This is a genomic window from Escherichia sp. 94.0001, assembly GCF_013369155.2.
In the GTDB taxonomy this organism is placed as follows: domain Bacteria; phylum Pseudomonadota; class Gammaproteobacteria; order Enterobacterales; family Enterobacteriaceae; genus Escherichia; species Escherichia coli_F.
The window spans coordinates 1-23,698 of record NZ_JABWMS020000069.1; the positions used below are offsets into that span (position 1 = coordinate 1).

21 protein-coding genes, 1 other RNA gene and 1 pseudogene are annotated in these 23,698 nt (G+C 49.7%); 7 read left to right on the forward strand and 16 right to left on the reverse strand.

All coding sequences use genetic code 11. From position 1 onward, the window contains the following. Positions 1-89 precede the first annotated feature (89 nt). The 8 genes from kbaY to kbaZ form a co-directional block, all read right to left on the reverse strand. Entirely contained in the window at positions 90-950 is an 861-nt protein-coding gene (gene kbaY, locus HEN33_RS20935) for a tagatose-bisphosphate aldolase subunit KbaY (RefSeq protein ID WP_000022773.1), read from the reverse strand. A gap of 12 nt (positions 951-962) precedes the next feature. Beyond that, positions 963-2,117: an AgaS family sugar isomerase gene (locus tag HEN33_RS20940; RefSeq protein ID WP_176263854.1), complete on the reverse strand. Its 1,155-nt coding sequence runs from the start codon at positions 2,115-2,117 to the stop codon at positions 963-965. A gap of 350 nt (positions 2,118-2,467) precedes the next feature. Beyond that, positions 2,468-3,601 (reverse strand): N-acetylglucosamine-6-phosphate deacetylase, encoded by a 1,134-nt coding sequence (nagA, locus tag HEN33_RS20945; RefSeq protein ID WP_176263855.1) that lies wholly within the window; start codon positions 3,599-3,601, stop codon positions 2,468-2,470. Further along, on the reverse strand, positions 3,598-4,032 hold the full coding sequence (gene agaF, locus HEN33_RS20950; protein WP_000948819.1) for a PTS galactosamine/N-acetylgalactosamine transporter subunit IIA: 435 nt from the start codon (positions 4,030-4,032) through the stop codon (positions 3,598-3,600). The genes nagA and agaF overlap by 4 nt, the downstream gene beginning before the upstream one ends. Positions 4,033-4,049: 17 nt before the next feature. Then, a complete protein-coding gene (gene agaE, locus HEN33_RS20955) occupies positions 4,050-4,928 on the reverse strand; it encodes a PTS N-acetylgalactosamine transporter subunit IID (RefSeq protein WP_001295548.1) in 879 nt (292 codons plus the stop codon). Beyond that, complete coding sequence (agaW, locus tag HEN33_RS20960) at positions 4,918-5,697, reverse strand: PTS N-acetylgalactosamine transporter subunit IIC (RefSeq protein ID WP_000406214.1); 780 nt, start codon at positions 5,695-5,697, stop codon at positions 4,918-4,920. Before agaW ends, agaE begins: the two co-directional genes overlap by 11 nt. Before the next feature lie 10 nt (positions 5,698-5,707). Next, positions 5,708-6,181 (reverse strand): PTS N-acetylgalactosamine transporter subunit IIB, encoded by a 474-nt coding sequence (agaV, locus tag HEN33_RS20965; RefSeq protein WP_024256997.1) that lies wholly within the window; start codon positions 6,179-6,181, stop codon positions 5,708-5,710. Positions 6,182-6,203: 22 nt separating this feature from the next. Then, complete coding sequence (gene kbaZ / locus HEN33_RS20970) at positions 6,204-7,484, reverse strand: tagatose-bisphosphate aldolase subunit KbaZ (RefSeq protein ID WP_176263856.1); 1,281 nt, start codon at positions 7,482-7,484, stop codon at positions 6,204-6,206. A 248-nt stretch (positions 7,485-7,732) separates the two neighbouring features. On the opposite strand from kbaZ, the gene agaR (HEN33_RS20975) reads away from it, so the two are divergent. Next, entirely contained in the window at positions 7,733-8,542 is an 810-nt protein-coding gene (agaR, locus tag HEN33_RS20975; protein WP_000072187.1) for an aga operon transcriptional regulator AgaR, read from the forward strand. A 533-nt stretch (positions 8,543-9,075) separates the two neighbouring features. Beyond that, positions 9,076-9,846, forward strand: a complete 771-nt coding sequence (gene agaR, locus HEN33_RS20980) for a transcriptional repressor AgaR (protein ID WP_105287720.1) — start codon at positions 9,076-9,078, stop codon at positions 9,844-9,846. Positions 9,847-9,890: 44 nt separating this feature from the next. Here the strand turns inward: agaR (HEN33_RS20980) and HEN33_RS20985 are convergent, their stop codons facing one another. The 7 genes from HEN33_RS20985 to garD form a co-directional block, all read right to left on the reverse strand. Beyond that, on the reverse strand, positions 9,891-10,802 hold the full coding sequence (locus HEN33_RS20985) for an ROK family protein (RefSeq protein WP_105287719.1): 912 nt from the start codon (positions 10,800-10,802) through the stop codon (positions 9,891-9,893). An 18-nt stretch (positions 10,803-10,820) separates the two neighbouring features. Further along, positions 10,821-12,077, reverse strand: coding sequence for a Gfo/Idh/MocA family protein (locus tag HEN33_RS20990; RefSeq protein ID WP_176263857.1), 1,257 nt, complete (start codon positions 12,075-12,077; stop codon positions 10,821-10,823). Positions 12,078-12,119: 42 nt separating this feature from the next. Beyond that, a complete protein-coding gene (gene chbG / locus HEN33_RS20995) occupies positions 12,120-12,878 on the reverse strand; it encodes a chitin disaccharide deacetylase (RefSeq protein ID WP_176263858.1) in 759 nt (252 codons plus the stop codon). 12 nt (positions 12,879-12,890) lie between these two features. Continuing rightward, positions 12,891-14,243 (reverse strand): 6-phospho-beta-glucosidase, encoded by a 1,353-nt coding sequence (locus HEN33_RS21000; RefSeq protein ID WP_176263859.1) that lies wholly within the window; start codon positions 14,241-14,243, stop codon positions 12,891-12,893. A 77-nt stretch (positions 14,244-14,320) separates the two neighbouring features. Further along, entirely contained in the window at positions 14,321-15,682 is a 1,362-nt protein-coding gene (chbC, locus tag HEN33_RS21005) for a PTS N,N'-diacetylchitobiose transporter subunit IIC (RefSeq protein WP_176263860.1), read from the reverse strand. A gap of 69 nt (positions 15,683-15,751) precedes the next feature. Next, positions 15,752-16,069 carry a PTS sugar transporter subunit IIB gene (locus HEN33_RS21010; RefSeq protein WP_105287744.1) on the reverse strand — a complete coding sequence of 106 codons (318 nt, stop codon included), beginning with the start codon at positions 16,067-16,069 and terminating at the stop codon, positions 15,752-15,754. Between the two features lie 433 nt (positions 16,070-16,502). Then, positions 16,503-18,074 (reverse strand): galactarate dehydratase, encoded by a 1,572-nt coding sequence (garD, locus tag HEN33_RS21015; protein WP_001273763.1) that lies wholly within the window; start codon positions 18,072-18,074, stop codon positions 16,503-16,505. A gap of 374 nt (positions 18,075-18,448) precedes the next feature. Between garD and garP the strand changes: the two genes are divergently transcribed. The 5 genes from garP (at position 18,449) to rnpB (ending at position 23,140) form a co-directional block, all read left to right on the forward strand. Further along, entirely contained in the window at positions 18,449-19,783 is a 1,335-nt protein-coding gene (garP, locus tag HEN33_RS21020; protein WP_032185178.1) for a galactarate/glucarate/glycerate transporter GarP, read from the forward strand. A gap of 15 nt (positions 19,784-19,798) precedes the next feature. Further along, entirely contained in the window at positions 19,799-20,569 is a 771-nt protein-coding gene (garL, locus tag HEN33_RS21025) for a 2-dehydro-3-deoxyglucarate aldolase (RefSeq protein ID WP_001058227.1), read from the forward strand. A gap of 29 nt (positions 20,570-20,598) precedes the next feature. After that, the gene (gene garR, locus HEN33_RS21030) at positions 20,599-21,489 is read left to right on the forward strand and encodes a 2-hydroxy-3-oxopropionate reductase (protein WP_001303675.1); all 891 of its coding nucleotides are present in this window, start codon (positions 20,599-20,601) and stop codon (positions 21,487-21,489) included. A gap of 96 nt (positions 21,490-21,585) precedes the next feature. Further along, on the forward strand, positions 21,586-22,731 hold the full coding sequence (garK, locus tag HEN33_RS21035; protein ID WP_001352915.1) for a glycerate 2-kinase: 1,146 nt from the start codon (positions 21,586-21,588) through the stop codon (positions 22,729-22,731). Positions 22,732-22,763: 32 nt separating this feature from the next. Further along, an RNA gene (rnpB, locus tag HEN33_RS21040) (RNase P RNA component class A) lies at positions 22,764-23,140 on the forward strand. 272 nt (positions 23,141-23,412) lie between these two features. Here rnpB and HEN33_RS21045 read toward each other — a convergent pair. After that, a pseudogene (locus HEN33_RS21045) lies at positions 23,413-23,698 on the reverse strand (hypothetical protein); the annotation flags it as partial.

The window sequence follows — 23,698 nt, forward strand, 5'->3', positions numbered from 1 at the left end:
TATTAAGGTTTAGTTATCTCCTTTACCATTAAGGCACTCCCCGATATTAATCGGGAAGTACATTGGGATAAATCATAAAAAACTAATGATTATGCTGAAATTCGATTCGCTGAACCACAGACATTAATTTTATTTCTGACAACTTCTTTCATCGCATCCATACCGACGCGCATATAATAACGAGGATCATTACCCTGCGGATTTTCCGCAAACCAGGCTTTAACCGCGCCAGCGAAAGCTATTTTTAATTCTGTGGCAACGTTTACTTTTGTGACGCCAAGTTCAATAGTGCGGCGGACAAATTCATCTGGAACATCGCTGGCACCATGCAGCACCAGAGGAACATCCACCACTTCACGAATTTCCGCCAGCCGCTGGAAATCAATCTTCGGCGTTTTGCTGTATAAGCCGTGCGCCGTACCAATCGCTACCGCCAGGCTGTCGACGCCAGTCAGTTCGACAAAGCGTTTAGCTTCTTGTGGATCGGTCAGGAATGCACTTTCGGCGTCAACGCTCATGTCATCTTCAACACCGCCCAGGCGGCCCAGTTCTGCTTCCACGCTGCAATCCTGTGAGTGGCAGAAGTCGACAACCGATTTCACCAGCTTCACGTTCTCGTCAAATGGGAAGTGGCTGCCGTCGATCATCGCACTGCGCACGCCTGCGTGGACTTTACGGCGAATATCATCCAGCGATTCGTGGTGGTCGAGATGCAGCGCCAGTGGCATGTTGTAGGTTGTGGAATAGGCACTACACAGGGCGTAGATCTCTTCCAGCGCGATATGTTTAAAGGTCCCCGGCGTCCCGGCGAGGATCACCGGCGATCGCATTTCACTGCACACTTCGAGGATCGCCTGGATCGTCTCGGCGTTATGAATGTTAAAAGCAGGCACCGCGTAGCCATTGGCCTGGGCGTCCTGTAACAGATATTTGGTGGAGATAATACTCATAATGCGATCCTCTTATGCCTGCCACGGATGAATGATTACGCCTTGCACCACGCGGTTAACGGTGCCGCTGGCTGATGGGGTATCCGGCGTATTGCCCATATGCAGCGACTGCATCAGTGCAAACGTCTGGGCGTACATCAGGAAGCAAAATGCCTGCTCAACGTCGATAAAGTGACGTGACGGCGGCAGGATGATATGTGGACCGGCGGTAATAACGTCGTTGCCTTCCGCGGCGATGGCGATTACGCGCATTGCCTGGTTGTCACGGCGGAGTTCTGCCAGCAGATCAAGATCATACTGACGCGTATAGGGGTGGCTGGAGACAAACACCACCACCAGCGTTTCGTTATCGACCAGCGATTTCGGGCCATGACGGAATCCGGTCGGGGAATCATAAAAGGCCGCCAGTTTACCCGCCGTCAGTTCCAGTACTTTCAGCGCCGACTCGCGTGCTGCGCCCTGTAAGCCACCGCTGCCGAGATAAACGATCCGTTTCCACGGTGCGTAACCAAACACACCTTCGCTGAAATCGCCCAGTGAGGTCAGGATCCCCTGGCAACGATCCGCTACGTCGCGGAAGGTCTGGCTATTGATTGTCTCAGGTGCGAAAACCGCGAGGCAGCTGGCCATCATAGTGGTAATGCTGCTTGTCATTGCAAAGCCGCGATCGTGCGTTTCTGCGGGCATCAGCAGGGCAAACGCGTTGTCGCTGTTGATCGCGTTTTGGTAAAGAGCGCCCGCTTCGTTGCAGGTGATCGGCAGGTGATAGCATTCCGGTACAAACTGATTCGCCAGTTCCACGGCGGCGACGCTTTCCGGGCTGTTGCCAGATCGACCGAAGGAGATCAACAGCAGTGGATGAGCTGGATTCAGGTAGTCCATCGGATTAGTGACCAGATCGGTGGTCGGTACGGCGCTGACGTTTTTGCCGGTATGGCTGGCGAGCCACGGCGCGATGATATCACCGATAAATGCCGAGGTTCCGGCTCCGGTCAGAATGATCCGCAGATTCTCTTTGCGCAGTAACGGTTCAAGGAAGTTATTGAGAGCTGTACGTAACGCGTCGATGTTGGTGAGTGAACGGATCCATGCGCGAGGCTGATGGCGGATCTCTTCTTCAGTCCATGTGCCGGTGGTGGCGGCCGCTGGGGTGTAATTTTCTGGCATAACTCAATCCTTAGTCTGATGAACTTGACTTCCGGCATTGCAGGTTTCGCTTGCCTTTCGTTTCATTTCACTTGGTGATTCGTTTCGTTGATTAAAATCTATAGAAAAGAAATCGAAAGTTCAATGGAGAAAAAAGAAATAAAACGAAATTTGTGATCATTGAAAGAAAAGACAAGGGAAGATTAAAGGATTGCGTGATGACGTCGCTATGTGTACCGATTGCTGGAAGCGGCGTACCGTAGAGCGGATAAGACGCGCCAGCGTCGCATTCGACACCACTGCACAGATTAAAACGAAAGAAAAAGAAAGGCCTTACGGGGGAAGTGAAGGCCCAATAAAGGAGCAAACCATCAAAACGAAGCTAATTGACCCTGAATCCAGATTTGTTGCACATGCAGTCCGCTATTCAGCGCAACGACGCTGGCGCGTTTGCCCGGTTTAAGTGATCCCAGAACACCATCAACACCCAGCATTCGCGCCGGATGCAGCGACGCCATATGGATGGCTTCCGCTGGCGTTACGCCCGTCAGCTCGACCATATTGCGAACAGCCGCATCAACAGACAGCGTACTGCCCGCCAGTCCACCGGACGCGGTACGGACAACGCCGTCGTGCATCTGCACCTCTTCACCACATAACGTATAGCGACCATCCGGCATCCCGGCTGCCTGCATCGCGTCGGTGATGAGCACGATTCTCTCTTTCGCACAGCAACAACACAGTGACATCGCCGCCGGATGTACATGATGACCATCGGCTATCAGTTCCAGCCAGGCGCGCTTGTCCGTTAATCCTGCGCCAACCATTCCCGGTTCGCGGTGATGTAAACCTGTCATCCCGTTATAGCAATGCACCAGGCCGTCGGCACCAGCGTCAAACGCGGCACGGGTTTGTTGCCAGGTCGCCGCGCTATGCCCCAGTATCACCCGTACGTTTTGCTGTTTAAGATGACGAATGGCTTGTAACGCGCCTGTTTTTTCCGGTGCCAGCGCCACCACGCGCAAGGTATGCCGTGAAACAGCAATCAATTGATCCAGCTCGGCAATTTCAAGTTCGCGAAACAGCTCCGGCGGATGTGCGCCTTTATTCTGCGGCGTGAAGTACGGCCCTTCGAGATAACTCCCCAGCACTTGCGCACCAGGTCCACCGCGCTGGCAGCGTAGAGCAATACGTTCCAGCGCCGCATGAATGGTATTAAGCGGCGCGGTTACGGTAGTCGGCAACCAACTGCCGACACCTTCCCGTGCCTTGTGCATTGCCAGCTTGTCGAGCGCATCCGGCGTGTCATCCATGACATCAACGCCCGCACCACCGTGTACATGGGTATCGATATAAGCGGGGCAGAGCAGTTCCGCATCGCGTTCAGCCACGCCCACTGGAATCGGTTCGATTGCTGCAATTACACCGTCAGCAATATGCAACTGATGATCATCAAGCCAGCCCTCCTCAGTCAGCAGTCTTCTGGCGCGCAGAACGTGTGTCATATTCCTTCCTCGACCGGACATTCTTCATGGCAGCGGCCTAATTCATCCACCAGACTGGTCAGCCCACGGTGTCCACACTCCAGCGCCTGTACACGGAATTCTTCACCGCTTAACCCTTCGCGCTCCAGCACCATTTCCAGCAACAGTTGCAAATTGGTGCCGGTGATCACTTCATAGCCCGGTTTTTGCATCGCCAGCGTTGAAGCCACGCGAAACGGTGTGCCGCCCAGCAAATCTGTCAGAAAAACAATGCCGTCTTCACAATCCAGTTTGGCAATGGCTTCTTCAAGCTGCGATGTAAGCAGCGCAGTGCTTGAGGTTTCCGGAAAATCAATGGCGATAAACTGCGACTGCTCGCCGAGGATTTGCTTCATTGCTTTTTCCATGCCGCTGGCAAATCCGCCATGCCCTGTCAAAATAATACTTAACATCTAATACCTCATTGTATTTAAAGGAAATGACAGAATTTACCGACGATGCCAAGAACCACGGTAACCGCAATCAGGCGCAGCGGACTCCAGCCGCGGCGTACCAGCCAGAACATGGTCAGGGTGTAGACCAGCGGTAAGAAGGCAGGCATCAGTTTGTCGATAACGTCAGCCTGCAGCTTAACCACTGCGTCGCCCGCCGTGATTTCCAGCGTGGTGCTTAAACGAACATAGGTTGCCACCAGTGCGCCGATCACCGTCATCCCAACGATAGACGCTGCATGGCCGACTTTTTTGGTATTCGCTTTAATGAGTGGGATCGCCGCCACGCCCATGCGGTAAGCATAATGCGCCAGACCAAAACGCAGCCCCAGGTGTACCACGTTAAACAGCACAATAAACACGACTGCGCCAAGAATAGAGCCTTGCAATGCCAGACTGGCACCAATCCCGCCACAAATCGGCAGTAACGTTAGCCAGAACATGGCATCGCCAATCCCGCCGAGCGGCGCACCGACGGCAATTTTGGTGCTCTGAATACTGTTAACGTCCTGCTTAGAACGCTCCATCGCAAGGATAATGCCGATAACAAACGTCACCAGAAACGGATGGGTATTGAAGAAACCCATATGCCCCTTCATGGCGCGCGCCAGGTCGCGTTTATTAGTGTGGATCTTTTTCAGAGCAGGCAGCAGACCGTACAACCAGCCGGAAGCCTGCATACGTTCGTAGTTAAAAGACGCTTGTAACAGCATGGAACGCCAGGCGACGCGGTTGATATCTTTTTTCGTCAGCTCTGCGCCAATGCTCTGATCTTCATACACGTTTTCATTGACGCCTGTCAGCAGTGTTTCTTCGTTTTCACTGACGTTCGGCAGGGTAGTTTGATTAGATGCCATCTTCAAATTCCTCTTTCTGTGCCGCAGGTTGAGTCGGTTCAGGAGATTTACGCAGCAAGTCGATCAGCGCCATCGCCAGCGCGGCGGCAGCAATAGCCAGCACCGGTAACTTGAGCCAGGCTGCGGCAACAAAGCCCAGGATGAAGTAGGGGATGTAGACGTTTTTCATCATGATTTTCAGCAGCACGGCAAAACCGATTGCTGGCATAATGCCGCCCGCGACGCCGAGGCCGTCGATTAATCGTTGCGGCAGGACATCAATGATGGTTTTGGCATGTTCTGCGCCGAAGTAGATAGGCAGGAAAGCGCAGAGAAAATAGAACGTGCCGAGTGCCAGCAATGCCAGATAGTTCACGCGTTCAATGCCGCGAGTATCGGCGTTCTCCGCCATCCGGTCGCAGCGGGACATCACGCCAGACATCACCGAGAACAGGAAGGTAATCCCCATCTGTACTGCGACAGCGAAAGGTACGGCGACACCGACCGCGACATCCGGTTTCACGCCAGTAGTAATGGCAAACGCCGTGCCGACGATAGTTCCGATAATCACGTTAGGCGGCTGTGCGCCCGCCAGCGGTGCCAGCCCCATCCACACCAGTTCCAGCGTACCGCCGGTTAAAATACCGGTATGCAGATCGCCAAGCACCAGCCCAACTAACGGGCCGAGGACCACCGGGCGGTGCATATGGGTCAAGCCGTTAAACATATCCAGGCCAGCGATAAAGGCGATAATGCCCAACGCAAATGCCTGCAACAGACTGATTTCCATAATGAATCCCTCAAAGTAATTTAAAGAGGTCCACAGCAGGTTCTGTCGGAACGCCCTGAACGAAGCATTCCACCCCAGCGGCTTTCAGGTCGTTAAATGCCGCGATATCGCTCGCATCCACAGAAACCGTTTTGGCAATTTGCTGCTTGCCATTGGCATAGTGCATGTTGCCAACGTTAATGCGACTCACCGGGACACCACCTTTAACCAGCGTCAGGAAATCGGCCGGTGTTTTACAAACCAGCAGGATTTTCTGCCGATCGGCGGCGCGGTGGATGTTGTCGATGACTTTTTGCAGCGACCAGAAACGTACGGCGATCCCTTCTGCCAGCACCATTTCCATCAGGTTTTGTTGTACCGGATCTTCGGCAACCTCATCATTGGCTACCAGCACCAGATTTGCCCCCGCAAATCCGACCCACTGAACGCCGACCTGACCGTGAATCAAGCGTTCATCAATCCGGCTTAAAACAATATTTGGCATAGCGTGTTCCTCTTTGTTTTGCTTATTGGCCTTCACAGGCTGTGTGGTACTGCGCCAGGATGTCCTGAATATGGTTGATAATGAGTTCCCGTGGTGTTGGCTGCAGCTCGCCGGAGCGAACTTTCACGTATTGCAGCGGCAAATACTGGCTGATGAGCGGTAGCGGAATCGGTGAATCCGCCAGATTACGAACCAGATGGGCGAAAGCGTCATCAATCTGGCTGTCCGGCCAGTAATAGCGCACGCGATCCGAGTAGCTATAACCACGCGCCAGACGACGCGCGTTGCCATCACCGTGGTAGTGGCTTTGCCAGTATTCTGGGCGGTCGAGCATCACGTTTTCCAGCACCTGACGCAGACCGGAACAGGTTTTTGCTGGCACCAGTTCTTCTTCAAGCGCCGCCAGAGAGAACAGAGCTTCACGCAGGGCGAAGGTGAGCGCCGGACCAACTTTCAGAATGGCAAAGTGGTCAATCACCAGCTGGCGCAGCGATTGCGGCGTTTGGTAATCGGTAGAGTGCGCTTCGAAAATCAGCGTTTCGTAGTTTTCGACCATCTGGCTTAAGGCGGTCGCTTTGACGGGCTGATAATCAATAACGTTGGTGTGATCGAATTCGACGCCGGGTTGAACCACCAGAGCAATGATGCGTGGCCAGATGGCACTCAGCCCCTGCTTTTCAAAGGCGTGACGATGGGCTTCCAGCGTGGCGCGGGCGGCATCCGGCGTAGTGACCGCCAGCTCGCTTAAGGTTTCATGCGCGCCGCCAGGTACCGGCACTTCGGTACCAATGACATACACCAGATCGGCTTCGCCAAAGTGTTCACGGCAGGTTTCTTCCGCGACTTTAGCCAGTCGGGCGGCGCGTTCAGCCACGATGTCATCGGTTAAGGGAACCGGATCGTCCTGACAGGACATGCTGCAATCAAGGTGAATTTTTTTGAATCCTGCCGCCACGTAGCTTTTAATCAAATCATCGGCATTGGCCATCGCCTGAGCGGCAGGCAGGTTTTGCCAGCGGTTTGGCCCCAGATGATCGCCACCCAGAATCAACGCGTCTTGTGGGAAATTCAATGAGTCGGCGAGCTGACAAACAAAGCCGCGAAAATCGGCGGGTGTCATTCCGGTATAACCGCCGAACTGGTCCACCTGATTGGAGGTTGCTTCAATCAGTAACGGCGTTTGGTTTGCACTGGCGTAGCGGATTGCAGCTTCCAGCACCAGCGGATGTGCGGAACAAACGGCATAAATCCCATTTGTTTTGCCCTCTTTGTGCTGCCTCACCATTTCTGTCAGATGTTTCACTTTCCTCTCCAGTTCAGATTGCTGCGATATTAATCTTTCGTTTTGTTTCAGTTGATACTGCGTCATGGTGAGATAAAAATAAAACGAAAGATAATAGTTTTCTGATCTGATTCACAAAAGAAACATAATGAAAGTCTCTAAAACGAGAGTAGCTTGCGGCTGGGGGCAAGGTGGGCTTGCATTTGCTCAATAGAAAGGCGTTAATAGGCAAAACGAAATGAAACGAAAGTTTTACGAAAGGACTTACTATGAGTAATACCGACGCTTCAGGCGAGAAGCGAGTGACAGGCACCAGCGAGCGACGAGAACAAATCATTCAGCGCCTGCGACAGCAAGGGAGTGTGCAGGTTAACGATCTGTCGGCATTGTATGGCGTATCTACTGTGACGATCCGCAACGATCTGGCGTTTCTGGAAAAGCAGGGGATCGCTGTGCGTGCCTATGGTGGCGCGTTGATCTGCGATAGCACGACGCCGTCAGTCGAGCCATCAGTGGAAGATAAAAGCGCGCTGAACACTGCGATGAAACGCAGCGTTGCGAAAGCTGCCGTTGAGTTGATTCAGCCAGGTCATCGGGTGATCCTCGATTCCGGGACCACCACTTTTGAGATTGCTCGTCTGATGCGCAAGCACACTGACGTAATTGCGATGACCAATGGTATGAACGTAGCTAATGCGTTGCTGGAAGCAGAAGGCGTTGAACTTCTTATGACCGGCGGGCATCTGCGGCGTCAGTCGCAATCTTTTTACGGCGATCAGGCTGAGCAATCGCTGCAAAATTACCACTTCGATATGCTGTTTCTTGGTGTAGATGCGATCGATCTGGAGCGCGGCGTCAGCACGCATAATGAAGATGAAGCCCGTTTAAACCGTCGGATGTGCGAAGTTGCGGAACGGATCATTGTGGTCACCGATTCCAGTAAGTTCAACCGTTCCAGTTTACATAAGATCATTGATACTCAACGTATCGACATGATCATTGTTGATGAAGGCATTCCTGCGGATAGTCTGGAAGGACTGCGAAAGGCTGGGGTTGAAGTGATTCTGGTCGGGGAGTGAGCAATGGCGCCCGTAGCTCAACACGGATGTGTTCGGCGGGCATTGTTCACTGTCCTTTTACAGCCTGTTTTCTGCTCAAATTAGAAGCTTCAGCAAAGGTAATGCAAATGCATTATTAACAGCAGAAAGCGCCAGAACCAACGAAAAAAGAGAGCATGTTTCCCATTTTGCGAGGCGCTTTCCAAATCACCCGCTCAGTCCCCTCGCGTTGCAGTGCTAAAAGCACTATTTTGCAAATTTGTGACCTTCTTCACTCTCCCAAAAGGCGGTGATCTCACGGTGGGGGATCCACTTTCTGCTTTCGCTTTTCTGCCGTTAGCACTCGCTATTTCGGCATCTCTTCTTTTCACTTTTTCAGTTTGTCATTTTCATTTGCGGTCAACCGAAAGTTCTGGAGTCGATTTTTCCAGGTTTCAACGCCGTTGTCGCGTTCACAAATTCACTTCTTTTCTTCTGATGTAATGCATTCAAAAGAAAATGAAAGCTGCAAAATGCAAGAATGCAACTAAATACTTTTTCAGGGAGCGATAAACATGCTAGATAGCCTAAGACGCCGCGAACAAATCATTGATTTGTTATGTGCCCAGGGAAGCGTACGCGTTGAGCCGCTCAGCATCCATTTTGGTGTCTCATCGGTCACGATCCGCAATGACTTACGGTATCTGGAGCAAAAAGGTTGCGTCATGCGTTCCTATGGCGGTGCCGTGTTGAATCAACACTTTGCGCTCGACAGACCCTTGCAGGATAAAGATCGCCTTAATCGTGATGTTAAAGTGCGAATTGCCGAAAAAGCGGCCAGTTTTGTCAAAGATGGCGATACATTAATTATCGATTCTGGTTCAACGACCACGCTAATTCCCGCTTCGCTCAAAGGGCGTCGGGATTTAGTCGTCATGACGAATGCCTTGAATATCGCCTGGGAAATGGCCAGTTTTGAACGGGTGGATGTTATGATCCTTGGTGGAAATGTTCGCCAGAGCGTCTACTCCCTGTATGGGCCTTCGGCAGAACAACAACTCCGGCAGTATCGCTTTGATAAGCTGTTTCTGGGCGTGGACGGCTTTTGCCTTGAAGCAGGGATTACCACACCACATCCGGGTGAGGCACATCTGAACCAGGTGATGTGCCAGGTTGCGCAGGAAATTACTGTTGTCGCGGACTCCAGTAAATTTGGCCGCAAAAGCTTCTGTATGATCGGTGAAGTGAGCGAGATAGATCGACTGATTACCGATAGCGGTATTCCGGAGAATTACAAAGCAGCATTAACGCAAATGGGTGTGGAAGTTGTGATTGCTGATGAGTGAGAAAATGTGGCTGGAGATAAACGTCGCCAGCCACATTACGTTATTCAGGTTGCAAGTTCGATTTGCAGCAACGCCGCGCCTCGTACACCGCTCGTTGCTCCGTGAATGGCAGAAAATACGCGCGCAGGTTCCAGTCCAGGAAGAAGATAACGCGTCATAGCTTTCGGCAATAACGTGTAAATTTCTTTGAAGTTAGACACACCGCCGCCAAGAACAAATGCATCTACGTCGAGAATATGCTGCAACTGTGCCAGCGTACAACCAACCATATCTATCCAGGCGCTAATGGTGGTGATGGCACTGGGAACGCCACGTTGATGATTTTCTAACAATGTCTCCATAGTGATTTGCTCACCGCTGAAATGCTTATGTAACCAGAGCAAGCCAGGACCGGACTGGTAGCGTTCCAGGCACCCTTGCAAACCGCAGCCGCATTGTAATTCAGGCAGGTTATAGCGCCGCGTAAATGTCGCCGGGAGCGGTAAATGGCCAAACTCGCAGGCCATACGGTTACGGCCACGGTACAACTGGCCATCAATAACTAATCCCCCGCCCATACCCGTGCCGATAATCGCGCCAAAGATCCGACTATATTGACGAGCTTGATCGGTATGCGCTTCTGATAGGGCGAAGCAGCAGCAGTCATTATCCATTATTACCGGGCGGTTAAGGCGATTTGCCAGATCGGTTAACACCTGGCGTCCGGTCAGGCAGGGAACGTTAGAAGACAACAGTTTACCGGTGTGCCGATCCATAACGCCGGGCATCCCGATACCTATTTTGCCTTGCGTACCCGTGGCCCAGTCAGCGGTATCAATCAGAGACACAAATGTGGATAGAAAAAGCGCGTAATCCTGAACAGGCGTAGCTACCCGCTTGCGCCAGCAAATTTGTAAATCCTGATCAAAGGCGACTATCTCTGTTTTGGTTCCACCAATATCAACACCGTAAAACATCGCTCATCTCCTTTGGTTTCACAGCACAACCAGGGTATTTTCCTTGCGAGCGCGTTCGGCGGCAAAGACCATTAAATGACTTTCGAGCGATTCATCTGGTCCTGAAAGGATCATCGCTCGATCGTCAGCCATCACGGCATGGATAAAGCTGTCCATCAGATAGTAATCACCACCACCGTGCCCTCCCATTTGGGTGTGAGTGCCTGCGTTTTTCTCTTCAACGGTGTAAATAGTTTCCTGGTCGGTGAGAAAATCAAAACACCGAATGGTGTTGCCATCGCCTTCCAGATAACCTTTCGAACCGAAAAGTCGGGTTTTGCGATCCTCCATTTTCGTAAAGGCTGTCATTGTAAAAGTGACGCTCTGCTGATGCGCAAACTGCATGTTTACCACTTGATGATCAACAACATCGTTATCGCAGCAATAAACACAGCGACCATAGGGGCCGTCACGCAGGGCCTGACGAATATTCTCTTCAGTAGGATTTGGTGTTAACACGTGGCGAAAGTGAAACGTACATTTATGGGCTTCGCCAGCATAAATTTTGCATGCGGACCACGGGCAGGTCGCTTCTGCCTGGCAATCGAGACAGCGTTCGGCTGCGCCTTCAGGTTGGTTTTGTTTTACAAAATGGTTGAGCCCGCCAAATGAGCTAACGGTTTTACAGTTGTCTCCCATGATGTAGCGGATCCAGTCCAGATCGTGGCAGGACTTTTGTAACAACATAAATGATGATTCAGCCTCGTTGCGCCAGTTACCACGCACAAAAGAGTGTGCCTGGTGCCAGTAACCGACGGGTTCGAGATGCTGCATACTGATAATGTCGCCAATGATGCCGCTGTCGAGTAAGGATTTGAGTTTTTGTGTATATCGGGTGTAACGAAGAACGTGTGCGACGGCTAATAAGACATTATTGCGTTTGACGGCATCAATGATAATGCGGCAATCGTGCTCTGTTGGCGCGAGCGGTTTTTCCAACAGAATGTGGTAACCGAGATCGGCAAAAGCGACGGCCGGATCTCTATGCATATTGTCTTGCGTACAAATAAGTACAGCATCAGCCATTTTTGGCCGAGCAGCAGCCTCTTTCCAGTTGCTAAAAATGTTATCTGTCGGGATCGTATGCCGGGACACAACTTGCTCGCGGTAAGCCTCTCTAGGTTCAGCAACACCTACCACTTGCATTCTGTCCGGATGCTCAAGGGCATAGCGGGAATATATTTCTCCACGTGCGCCTGCACCTATTACTAAAACAGTGACTTTATTTTTACTCATATAAAGAAATACCTTTCTGATAAATTCATCTTAATTGCTACGTTATAAATTACGAAAACTAACAAGATGAAATCCGTGTTTTTCAATCGCATATTTGAGTGACGGTGTAGTCAGAACCGTAAGTTCTTCCAGCCGTTGATAGCAGTAACTGCTCGACATTAAGTGGTTATCTACAAATCCAGGGTGACACATAATTTCCAGCGATTTTTCATCACGTTTTATGGCGCTATTGAGGAGTGATAAAAAAAAGTCTTCTGAAATATTATTATCGTAGAAATTACTGCTGAATCCCTCACTACTTTTGGCATCCAGCGAATCGATTTTTTTCTCTCGCAGAACAGAATGGTCTATACGTAATGGTAATTTTTTCTCACGCGCGAACCGCGCGACAACGGGATAAACCTGCGGGATCATATGAACGCTGTGATGGCTGTCTAAATGGGTGGGCTCCCGTTTAAATACATCAATAAAACGTTGATATTGAGAACTCAGTTCCTGTTCAATTTCACCCGTGTTTAATTGCCCTTGCTCCGCGACATCCCAGATCCATTTACCTAATTGGCCTGCGCGTACCAGCGAAGGCATATCCGTTAAGGCAGCGCCATAGCTCAAAACAAAATGTAACCCGACGCCGAGCTGTGGGGTTTCGGCACTTAAAGAGGCAGCATGATCAATTGCCGGAGCATTCATCATCGCAGTTGTTGAGCGAACGACACCATTTCGCACTGCCTCGATAATTCCATAATTAATACCTTTACTTAGTCCAAAGTCATCCGCATTCACAATTAATAAGCGTTGCATAAGGCGTCCTTGTTATTGATGAGATTGGGTAAGTTCAGCAATGGTGCTGGAAAATTGAGGCAGATGTTTTTTATGGGCAATGATCAGTTCACGTACTAATTTTTCAGCGTCGTTATCCGAGGTCATTAGCGGGTTAAGGCACAGAGCCAGCAGCGTATCGTTAAAGTTACCACTTATTGCCGCCCGGGCTGCCGCAATCTCAAAACATTTGATTGAATGAATGAGCCCCAGTACATTTTCGTCAAAATGAGTGAGACGCGGGTGGGGGGTAACACCGTTATTCCCCAGAATGCAGGTCATTTCAACGGTCCAGTCTTCAGGGATATTTTTTACACTGCCCTTGTGTGGAATATTAACGTAGTGTTCTGTTTGCGTGTCATTATAAATTGCATTAATAACGGCACAGGCTGCATCTGAATAATACGCACCACCACGCAGCTCCAGTTCTTCAGGTTTTGTATTTAGTTCTGGGTCCTTATACAGCTCAAATAATTTTTTCTCTAATGCCTGCACGACTTGTGCACGAACGCCATTTTTATAAAATTCCCCCATCTCAATAGCGAGCATTTCTTTATGTTTAAAATAGTAACGTAAGTAAGCACAGGGCAGGAGATTAAGTGCCCGAATTAAATTAGGATTGAAGGTTAAACTGTCAATATTTTTGACGGTACTTCCTTCAAGCAAACCTTCAACGACGCCATCGAGCAATTCAGCAAAACGTGATTGTCCATTGACCCATACGTCTTTAAGAAAGACCATATGATTTAAGCCAAATATGTCTATTGAAAGATCATCGTCCGCGCCAAGTTTTAGGGCATTGCGAACGAAGCTCTTCATCCCAATAGGGACATTACAGACACCGATAAACCGTTTAAATTGGGTATGGCGGTACACGGCTTCAGTAACCATCCCGGCAGGATTGGTAAAATTAATAATCCAGGCATCAGGGCAAAGTTCCTCAACATCTTTGATAATATCAAAAACTACTGGAATGGTTCGTAACCCGTTGAATAAACCGCCCGCGCCATTGGTTTCTTGCCCGAGATATCCCTGACTTAGTGGAATCAACTCATCCATTTCCCGAGCTTTTAATTGCCCGACCCGAAATTGTGTGGTGACAAAGTGCGCGCCCTGTAATGCAGCGCGACGGTCAAGTGTTTTCACTATTTTTAACGGAATGCCAGCTTTTATCACCATCCGCTGACAAAGGTCGAAAATAATGTCCAGCTTTTCTTTGCCTTCTTCAATATCAACTAACCATAATTCACTGACCGGTAATTCATCGTAGCGTTTTATGAATCCTTCAAGGAGTTCTGGTGTATAGCTACTGCCACCGCCAATAGTAACGATTTTTAAGTTTTTCATGTTACTTCCATACTCAATATTAAATTGACTTGTGATGCCATGGTTTTATCTAAACGCTGGCATGATGAAGCGTGCTATTAAAACTTTAATGCATTGGCAATGTCTTCTTCGCTTTCTTGTTTAATTATTTCAACTTGTGCTTTGTTTGAGATAATGACAAAGGGAAGATAAACCATTGTGGCAACACCTAAGTTAAAGAGCGCCAGGAGTAATCCAGCAATGCTACCATTCGAGCTAAAGAACGCATTGAGTCCAGGAGGCATGGTCCAGGGGGCAATATTTGTTGATGGCGGAATAATACCCATGTTATAGGCGATTAAGGTAATCCCGGCGAGAATGGGTTGAATCATCACAAACGGGATTAACATAATGGGGTTCATAATGATCGGCAAACCAAATAAAATAGGTTCGTTGATATTAAAGATACCAGAAGGTAACGCTAATTTAGCAACCTGACGATAATCTTCCCGGCGTGACGCAATGAAAATGGCGAAAATGAGTCCCAGCGTTGCCCCTGTTCCACCGAGGAACACGTAAGCGTCAAGCATTGGCCCGGTCCAGAAATGGAAGGTTTTTCCTGCTTCCAGTGCCGCTTGTACTGAACCATATTGTGTATAGGTGGCGATATTCTCCAGTCCCCACGGACCCAACGTGCTGCTTTGCAACGCGGTTAATACTAAGCCGCCGTGGATACCAAAGAACCATAACAGGGAATTAAAGACAACGAATGTCCAGCCAACAATACCGCTCATTGACGTTAATGGCGTAGCCAGTGAGGTGATAATGACCTGATGGAAATTGGTGCCATATATCGACAATATCCCAGACAAACTACCCATAATTAACAGGATGATAAACCCGGGCACCATTGCTGAGAATGAGCGTGATACTGCGGCCGGAACACTCGCGGGCAACCGAATCACCCAGTTGCGGCGGATAATAAAAGCGAAAATTTCCGCTACAACTAATCCAATGATCATACCAGACAGAATATTGGCGCCGCCTAACCAGTTTGCACCAATGACATTAGCGGTTTCTCCTGCCTTGAAGGGGGTGACAGTCATAAACGCTGCGACAGAGAGTAAGCCAACGGATAACGAATCAACTTTCCGTTCTTCGGCCAACCCCATCCCAATAAAAAAGGGGGTCATGAGTGACATAATGCCCAGCGTGCCATGATAAGCACTGTCACCGACGACGGTGAAGGCGCTTAAGGTTTTTATGGTCGATGGTTCCAGCCGGACGCCTAATGAATAAAAAAAGGAGCCTTCGCCAAAATCTAAAAAAACGCTATTAATGAGGACAAATAACGTACCGGCTAACGTTAATGGCATCATACGGATAAAACCGTTTTTTATTGCATTGACGTGAGGTTGTTTCCCTAATTTAACTGCAAAAGGAAGAATGAGTTTTTCAAGTAACGCCATCACTCCGGGCATAAAAATATCCTTATATACCGATTAATGTATCACTGCGACTTTGGTTTTATTAATATCGTGTTGCTATAGTTACTTTTGCTCTTTTTTTATTATGGCGATAGCTGATTTTAGAACACCTAAGCCATCAATTTTTCCATATAACATTGAATCAATAACTTCCACTGGCTTTCCTGGTAATAAGCTTTGGATCTCTGATTGCATGTAAGCAATTTGAGGTCCCAATAATATAACATCGGCTTCCGGCCCTTTCTCTGCGGCAACAGATTCGGAGAATGCTTCGATAATTACTGGTACATCATATTTTATCGCCTGCACTTTCATTTTTGACACCAGCAGTGATGTTGACATTCCCGCTGAACAAAATAAGTATATTTTTTTCTTTTCCATAGGGACTCCAGATATATTACGTAATAATATATTTGTCATGCCATGAATGGCATATGAGACGACTTTAATTAAAAAGGCACGGATGTTTATATTGATTTCCTGAATGTCGTCTTTTGGTATTAATCTCAAAAATTTCAGGAGCCATTGAATAATCTGGTTTATAGGATTGAATGTCAAGAGAGTGAAATTGTGGGCGTGTTGTAATAAAAATAGCACGGCTTTCGGTAGGTTTCTTTTTTAGCGGAATGAAAAGTACAGGCAAAATGGTAATTGAATAAATTAACGTTTTTTCAATAGATTACGTTTTTTTCTGCCTACAGGAATGAAAAAAACAACAATCTAAAAATACTTTAGATATGTGAGAGTTATCACTTACTTTTCGTGGGGAAAACGGGGAAACACAGTCTCCCCGTTTTCCGTTCATGCAAGGCCGTCAAGTCACCGGTGCCGGGTTAAACACCGCCAGCTGGTTATGCAGTCCCCATTGATCTGAGAAGGTTTTCTTCTTCCCGCTGGCGACGTCGAGAATAAAGTGGAACAGCTTCCAGCCCACTTCTTCTATGGTTTCTTCGCCGGTGGCGATGGTGCCTGCGTTGATATCCATTAAGTCAAACCAACGGTTTGCCAGTTCGGTGCGGGTTGCCATTTTAATGACGGGTACCGCCATCAGGCCGTACGGCGTACCACGGCCGGTCGTAAACACTTGCACGGTGATACCCGAAGCCACCTGTTGCGTGCCACAGACAAAATCGCTGGCTGGCGTCGCAGCGTAAATTAATCCGCGTTTAGTCGGGCGTTGACCGGGCGATAGCACTTCAACAATTGCGCTTTTACCCGATTTAGCAATGGAGCCGAGCGCTTTCTCCACCACATTTGCCAGACCGCCTTTCTTGTTGCCCGGCGAAGGGTTGGCGCTGCGGTCGGTTTTTCCCATATTGAGATAGTTATCGTACCACTCCATCTCCTCCAGCAGCCGTTTGCCGACCTCTTCGTTCACTGCGCGTGGTGTCAGCAGATGGATCGCGTCACGCACTTCTGTGACTTCTGAAAACATCACCGTTGCGCCGCAGCGCACCAGTAGATCAGACGCATACCCAACCGCCGGGTTTGCCGTTACGCCAGAAAACGCATCGCTGCCACCGCACTGCATGCCGACAACCAGTTCTGAAGCCGGACAGGTTTCTCGCTGACGTTGATTCAGTTTTTGTAGATGGCGTTCGGCGACCTGCAAAATATCCTCGACCATGGACTGAAAACCGACATGCTTTTCATCCTGCAAACTGACAATGCTGGCGCTTTCTACTGGAATAGCTTGCACATCATCCGTTCCAGTCAGCAGGCGTTCAGGCTGCAACTTTTCACAACCCAGACCAATCACCATTACTTCGCCGCCAAAGTTAGGGTTCAGCGAAATATTGTGAATGGTACGAATAGGCACAACTGCCGCCGGTGCGTTAATCGCCACGCCACAACCGTACAAATGATTCAGCCCCACCACGCCATCGACATTCGGGTATTTCGGTAGCAGATCGCGTTCAATGATTTTTACTACATAGTCCACCACGCCTGCCACACAGTGGACGCTGGTGGTGATGCCGAGCAGGTTTTTGGTGCCCACGCTGCCATCGGCATTGCGATAGCCCTCAAAGGTGTATCCTTCCAGCGGCGGTAAGGGTTCCGGGACTTTGGTTGCCAGTGGCAGCGTGTGTAACGGTGGCGCTTCCGGTAGTACAACCATTGATTCGTCGATCCAGCTTCCGCGTGGGATTGCGCGCACGGCGTAACCAATCACTTCACCATAACGAATAATTTCACCATTAGCCGGAATGTCCAGCAATGCGACTTTATGCCCCTGGGGAATATGTTCAATTAATTCCAGCCCATCCGGAAAACGCGTTCCTGCTTTCAGGCCATTATCATTAACAATAATTGCCACATTATCCGTGTCGTGAACTTTTATATAAAACGCAGTTGGCGTTTCTTGTCTGATTTCGATGTTGGCCATTGTGCAATATTCTCCAGCCAGGGGTTATTAAAATGAGGACCTGATCTCATTTAAAAATAAATGACTTCATTGGGTGAAATAAGAATGTCAGGAGTTTAAACGCAGAAATGTGATCAATGTCAATCATTTCAGGGATTGCAGTGCCGCCCGGCAGGGTAAAGCGCAAATCTGTGCTTTAGCGCGCAACCTTATGTGCATATGCTCAAAATAATATTTAAATAGTAATAATTAAATTAGCATTTGCACAATGATTATTATTCTCTCGCTGCTTATACTAATTCCTGAGTTCATTGTCGTAACGGCATAAATAAAACTCATAAATAACACCTTCCCCATAATAATAAAAATCAGCATAAGTACCCGAGGTAAATAAAATGATTCTGGACACCGTTGACGTAAAAAAGAAAGGCGTGCATACCCGCTATTTAATATTACTGATTATTTTTATTGTTACCGCCGTTAACTACGCCGATCGTGCAACGCTGTCTATTGCTGGTACCGAAGTGGCAAAAGAGTTGCAGTTAAGTGCGGTTTCGATGGGTTACATCTTTTCTGCTTTTGGCTGGGCCTACTTGCTGATGCAAATCCCCGGCGGCTGGCTGCTTGATAAGTTTGGCTCGAAAAAAGTTTACACCTACAGCCTCTTTTTCTGGTCGCTATTCACCTTCCTGCAAGGCTTTGTTGATATGTTCCCGCTGGCCTGGGCAGGGATCTCCATGTTCTTTATGCGCTTTATGCTCGGCTTCTCGGAAGCGCCATCATTCCCGGCGAACGCCCGTATTGTCGCCGCCTGGTTCCCGACGAAAGAACGTGGTACTGCCTCCGCCATCTTTAACTCGGCGCAATATTTCTCGCTGGCGCTCTTTTCGCCTCTGCTTGGCTGGCTGACTTTCGCCTGGGGATGGGAGCACGTCTTTACCGTTATGGGGGTGATTGGTTTTGTGCTGACGGCGCTGTGGATCAAGTTGATTCATAACCCGACAGATCACCCACGTATGTCTGCGGAAGAGCTGAAGTTTATATCTGAAAATGGCGCGGTGGTCGATATGGACCACAAAAAGCCGGGCAGTGCGGCAGCAAGCGGTCCCAAACTGCATTACATCAAGCAATTGCTTTCTAACCGCATGATGCTGGGCGTATTTTTCGGACAATATTTTATCAACACCATCACCTGGTTCTTCCTCACCTGGTTCCCGATTTATCTGGTGCAGGAAAAAGGCATGTCGATTCTGAAAGTGGGTCTGGTCGCCTCGATTCCGGCACTGTGTGGTTTTGCGGGCGGCGTGCTGGGAGGTGTCTTCTCGGATTATCTGATCAAACGCGGTTTATCCCTGACCCTGGCACGTAAGCTACCGATTGTGCTGGGAATGTTGCTGGCTTCCACCATCATCTTATGTAACTACACCAACAACACCACGCTGGTGGTCACGCTGATGGCGCTGGCTTTTTTTGGCAAAGGATTTGGTGCTCTGGGCTGGCCGGTGATTTCTGACACCGCGCCGAAAGAGATTGTTGGCCTCTGCGGCGGCGTCTTTAACGTCTTTGGAAATGTTGCCTCCATTGTCACTCCACTGGTGATTGGCTACCTGGTAAGTGAACTGCACTCCTTCAATGCAGCACTGGTTTTCGTGGGATGTTCAGCGCTGATGGCGATGGTCTGCTACCTCTTCGTAGTTGGCGACATTAAACGTATGGAATTGCAGAAATAAGCAAAGGTATAAGCGATGAATAACGATGTTTTCCCGAATAAATTCAAAGCCGCACTGGCTGCGAAACAGGTACAAATTGGTTGCTGGTCAGCACTCTCTAACCCGATTAGCACTGAAGTTCTTGGTTTGGCTGGGTTTGACTGGCTGGTGCTGGATGGCGAACATGCGCCAAACGATATCTCCACGTTTATTCCGCAGTTAATGGCCCTGAAAGGCAGCGCCAGCGCGCCAGTAGTGCGAGTGCCGACCAACGAGCCGGTAATTATAAAGCGTCTTCTGGATATCGGTTTCTATAACTTCCTGATTCCTTTTGTAGAAACAAAAGAGGAAGCAGAGCAGGCGGTGGCATCAACCCGTTACCCACCGGAAGGCATTCGCGGCGTCTCCGTTTCTCACCGCGCCAATATGTTTGGCACCGTGGCGGATTATTTCGCTCAGTCGAACAAGAACATCACCATTCTGGTCCAGATAGAAAGTCAGCAGGGCGTAGATAACGTCGATGCCATTGCCGCTACCGAAGGTGTAGACGGTATCTTCGTCGGCCCCAGCGATCTGGCTGCGGCATTAGGCCATCTCGGCAATGCCTCGCACCCGGATGTACAAAAAGCAATCCAGCATATTTTTAACCGTGCCAGTGCGCACGGCAAACCCAGCGGTATCCTCGCGCCGGTCGAAGCCGATGCGCGTCGTTATCTGGAATGGGGCGCGACGTTTGTGGCTGTCGGCAGCGATCTCGGCGTCTTCCGCTCTGCCACTCAGAAACTGGCTGATACCTTTAAAAAATAACCACCACCGCAACAAGAGAGATGATTGATATGACTATGAAAGTTGGTTTTATTGGCCTGGGGATTATGGGTAAACCAATGAGTAAAAACCTTCTGAAAGCAGGTTACTCGCTGGTGGTTGCTGACCGTAACCCAGAAGCTATTGCTGACGTGATTGCTGCAGGTGCAGAAACAGCTTCTACGGCTAAAGCGATCGCTGAACAGTGCGACGTCATCATAACCATGCTGCCAAACTCCCCTCATGTGAAAGAGGTGGCGCTGGGTGAGAATGGCATTATTGAAGGCGCGAAGCCAGGTACGGTATTGATCGATATGAGTTCTATTGCACCGCTGGCAAGCCGTGAAATAAGCGAAGCGCTGAAAGCGAAAGGCATTGATATGCTGGACGCCCCGGTGAGCGGCGGTGAACCGAAAGCCATCGACGGTACGCTGTCAGTGATGGTGGGCGGCGACAAGGCTATTTTCGACAAATACTATGATTTGATGAAAGCGATGGCGGGTTCCGTGGTGCATACCGGGGAAATCGGTGCAGGTAACGTCACCAAACTGGCAAATCAGGTCATTGTGGCGCTGAATATTGCCGCGATGTCAGAAGCGTTAACGCTGGCAACCAAAGCGGGCGTTAATCCGGATCTGGTGTATCAGGCAATTCGCGGTGGACTGGCGGGCAGTACCGTGCTGGATGCCAAAGCGCCGATGGTGATGGACCGCAACTTCAAGCCGGGCTTCCGTATTGATCTGCATATTAAGGATCTGGCAAATGCGCTGGATACTTCCCACGGCGTCGGCGCGCAACTGCCGCTCACAGCTGCGGTTATGGAGATGATGCAGGCACTGCGTGCCGATGGTTTAGGAACGGCGGATCATAGCGCCCTGGCGTGCTACTACGAAAAACTGGCGAAAGTCGAAGTTACTCGCTAATGACGTCGTGCCCGGATGGCGTATTGCAATCCGGGCCTGGAATCCAGGCCGAATAAGAGAAACGCCCTCCGGCGTCATGTGGTAACAGGCATAGGTATGAAAATCGTAATCGCCCCAGACTCTTATAAAGAAAGTTTATCTGCCAGCGAGGTTGCGCAGGCGATAGAAAAAGGATTTCGGGAAATTTTTCCTGATGCACAGTATGTTTCCGTTCCGGTTGCCGACGGTGGTGAAGGAACGGTGGAAGCCATGATTGCAGCCACCCAGGGGGCTGAACGTCACGCCTGGGTTACAGGGCCGCTGGGCGAGAAAGTGAATGCCAGTTGGGGGATCTCCGGCGATGGCAAAACCGCGTTTATCGAAATGGCAGCGGCCAGTGGGCTGGAACTGGTACCTGCGGAAAAACGCGATCCACTTGTGACCACTTCACGCGGTACTGGCGAGTTAATCCTGCAGGCGCTGGAGAGCGGCGCGACAAACATTATTATCGGCATTGGCGGCAGCGCCACCAACGACGGCGGCGCAGGCATGGTGCAGGCGCTGGGGGCGAAATTATGCGATGCCAACGGCAATGAAATTGGTTTTGGCGGCGGTAGCCTTAATACTCTGAATGATATTGATATTTCCGGCCTCGATCCGCGCTTAAAAGATTGTGCTATTCGCGTCGCTTGTGATGTCACCAATCCGCTGGTGGGCGATAACGGCGCATCGCGCATCTTTGGCCCACAAAAGGGAGCCAGTGAAGCGATGATTGTCGAGCTGGACAATAACCTCTCTCACTATGCCGATGTCATTAAAAAAGCGCTGCATGTTGATGTGAAAGATGTCCCCGGCGCAGGAGCTGCGGGCGGTATGGGCGCGGCGCTGATGGCGTTTCTTGGTGCGGAACTGAAAAGTGGTATTGAAATCGTCACGACGGCGCTGAATCTGGAGGAACATATTCACGATTGTACGCTGGTGATCACCGGTGAAGGGCGTATTGACAGCCAGAGTATACACGGCAAGGTTCCGATTGGCGTCGCAAACGTGGCGAAAAAGTACCATAAACCGGTGATTGGCATTGCGGGTAGCCTGACCAATGATGTTGGCGTTGTACATCAGCATGGCATTGATGCGGTCTTCAGCGTATTGACCAGTATTGGTACGTTGGACGAAGCATTCCGCGGGGCTTATGACAATATTTACCGTGCTTCACGTAATATCGCCGCGACACTGGCGATTGGAATGCGCAACGCGGGGTGACAAGGGCGCGCAAACCCTCTATACTGCGCGCCGAAGCTGACCAGACAGTCGCCGCTTCGTCGTCGTCCTCTTCGGGGGAGACGGGCGGAGGGGAGGAAAGTCCGGGCTCCATAGGGCAGGGTGCCAGGTAACGCCTGGGGGGGAAACCCACGACCAGTGCAACAGAGAGCAAACCGCCGATGGCTCACGCGAGTGAGATCAGGTAAGGGTGAAAGGGTGCGGTAAGAGCGCACCGCGCGGCTGGTAACAGTCCGTGGCACGGTAAACTCCACCCGGAGCAAGGCCAAATAGGGGTTCATAAGGTACGGCCCGTACTGAACCCGGGTAGGCTGCTTGAGCCAGTGAGCGATTGCTGGCCTAGATGAATGACTGTCCACGACAGAACCCGGCTTATCGGTCAGTTTCACCTATTTTAACGAAAACCCGCCAGCGTAAACTGGCGGGTTTTTGCTTTTGAGGAGGGTGGTCGGAAAGATGAACGTCTTATCTGGCCTACAAAACAACGAAAATTCAATATATTGCACAGAGGCAATGTAGGCCTGATAAGCGTAGCGCCTCAGGCAATTTTGTGTTTATCATCAGTCTCGAATCTGCTTCGGCAAGCTTTTACTTTTGGTGCAGACGGAAAGATGAACGAATATCTAAGCTATTAATAATAGACTTTGCAAGAAATCATTACATTTATATTTCATTTAAAAGATCGTAATCATACGTATATTCTTTGCTAATAAAACGACACTCGTTGAAGCTAAATTCATCGTCTGAAAAGGAATTGTCAACAGAATCTCTCTCTTCCTCCAGGCTATTATCTGAAAGCAAGTCGTTTGAGTTAGTATAATCTAGGTTGTAATCGACAGTATAATTAATTTCTGGATCGGTTTGGTAATCATTTTTTTTGACGCAATCATATTCTTCAATAATTTTGTCGATATAATCATATGCTTTTTCTAATGAGAAGTTTTTCATC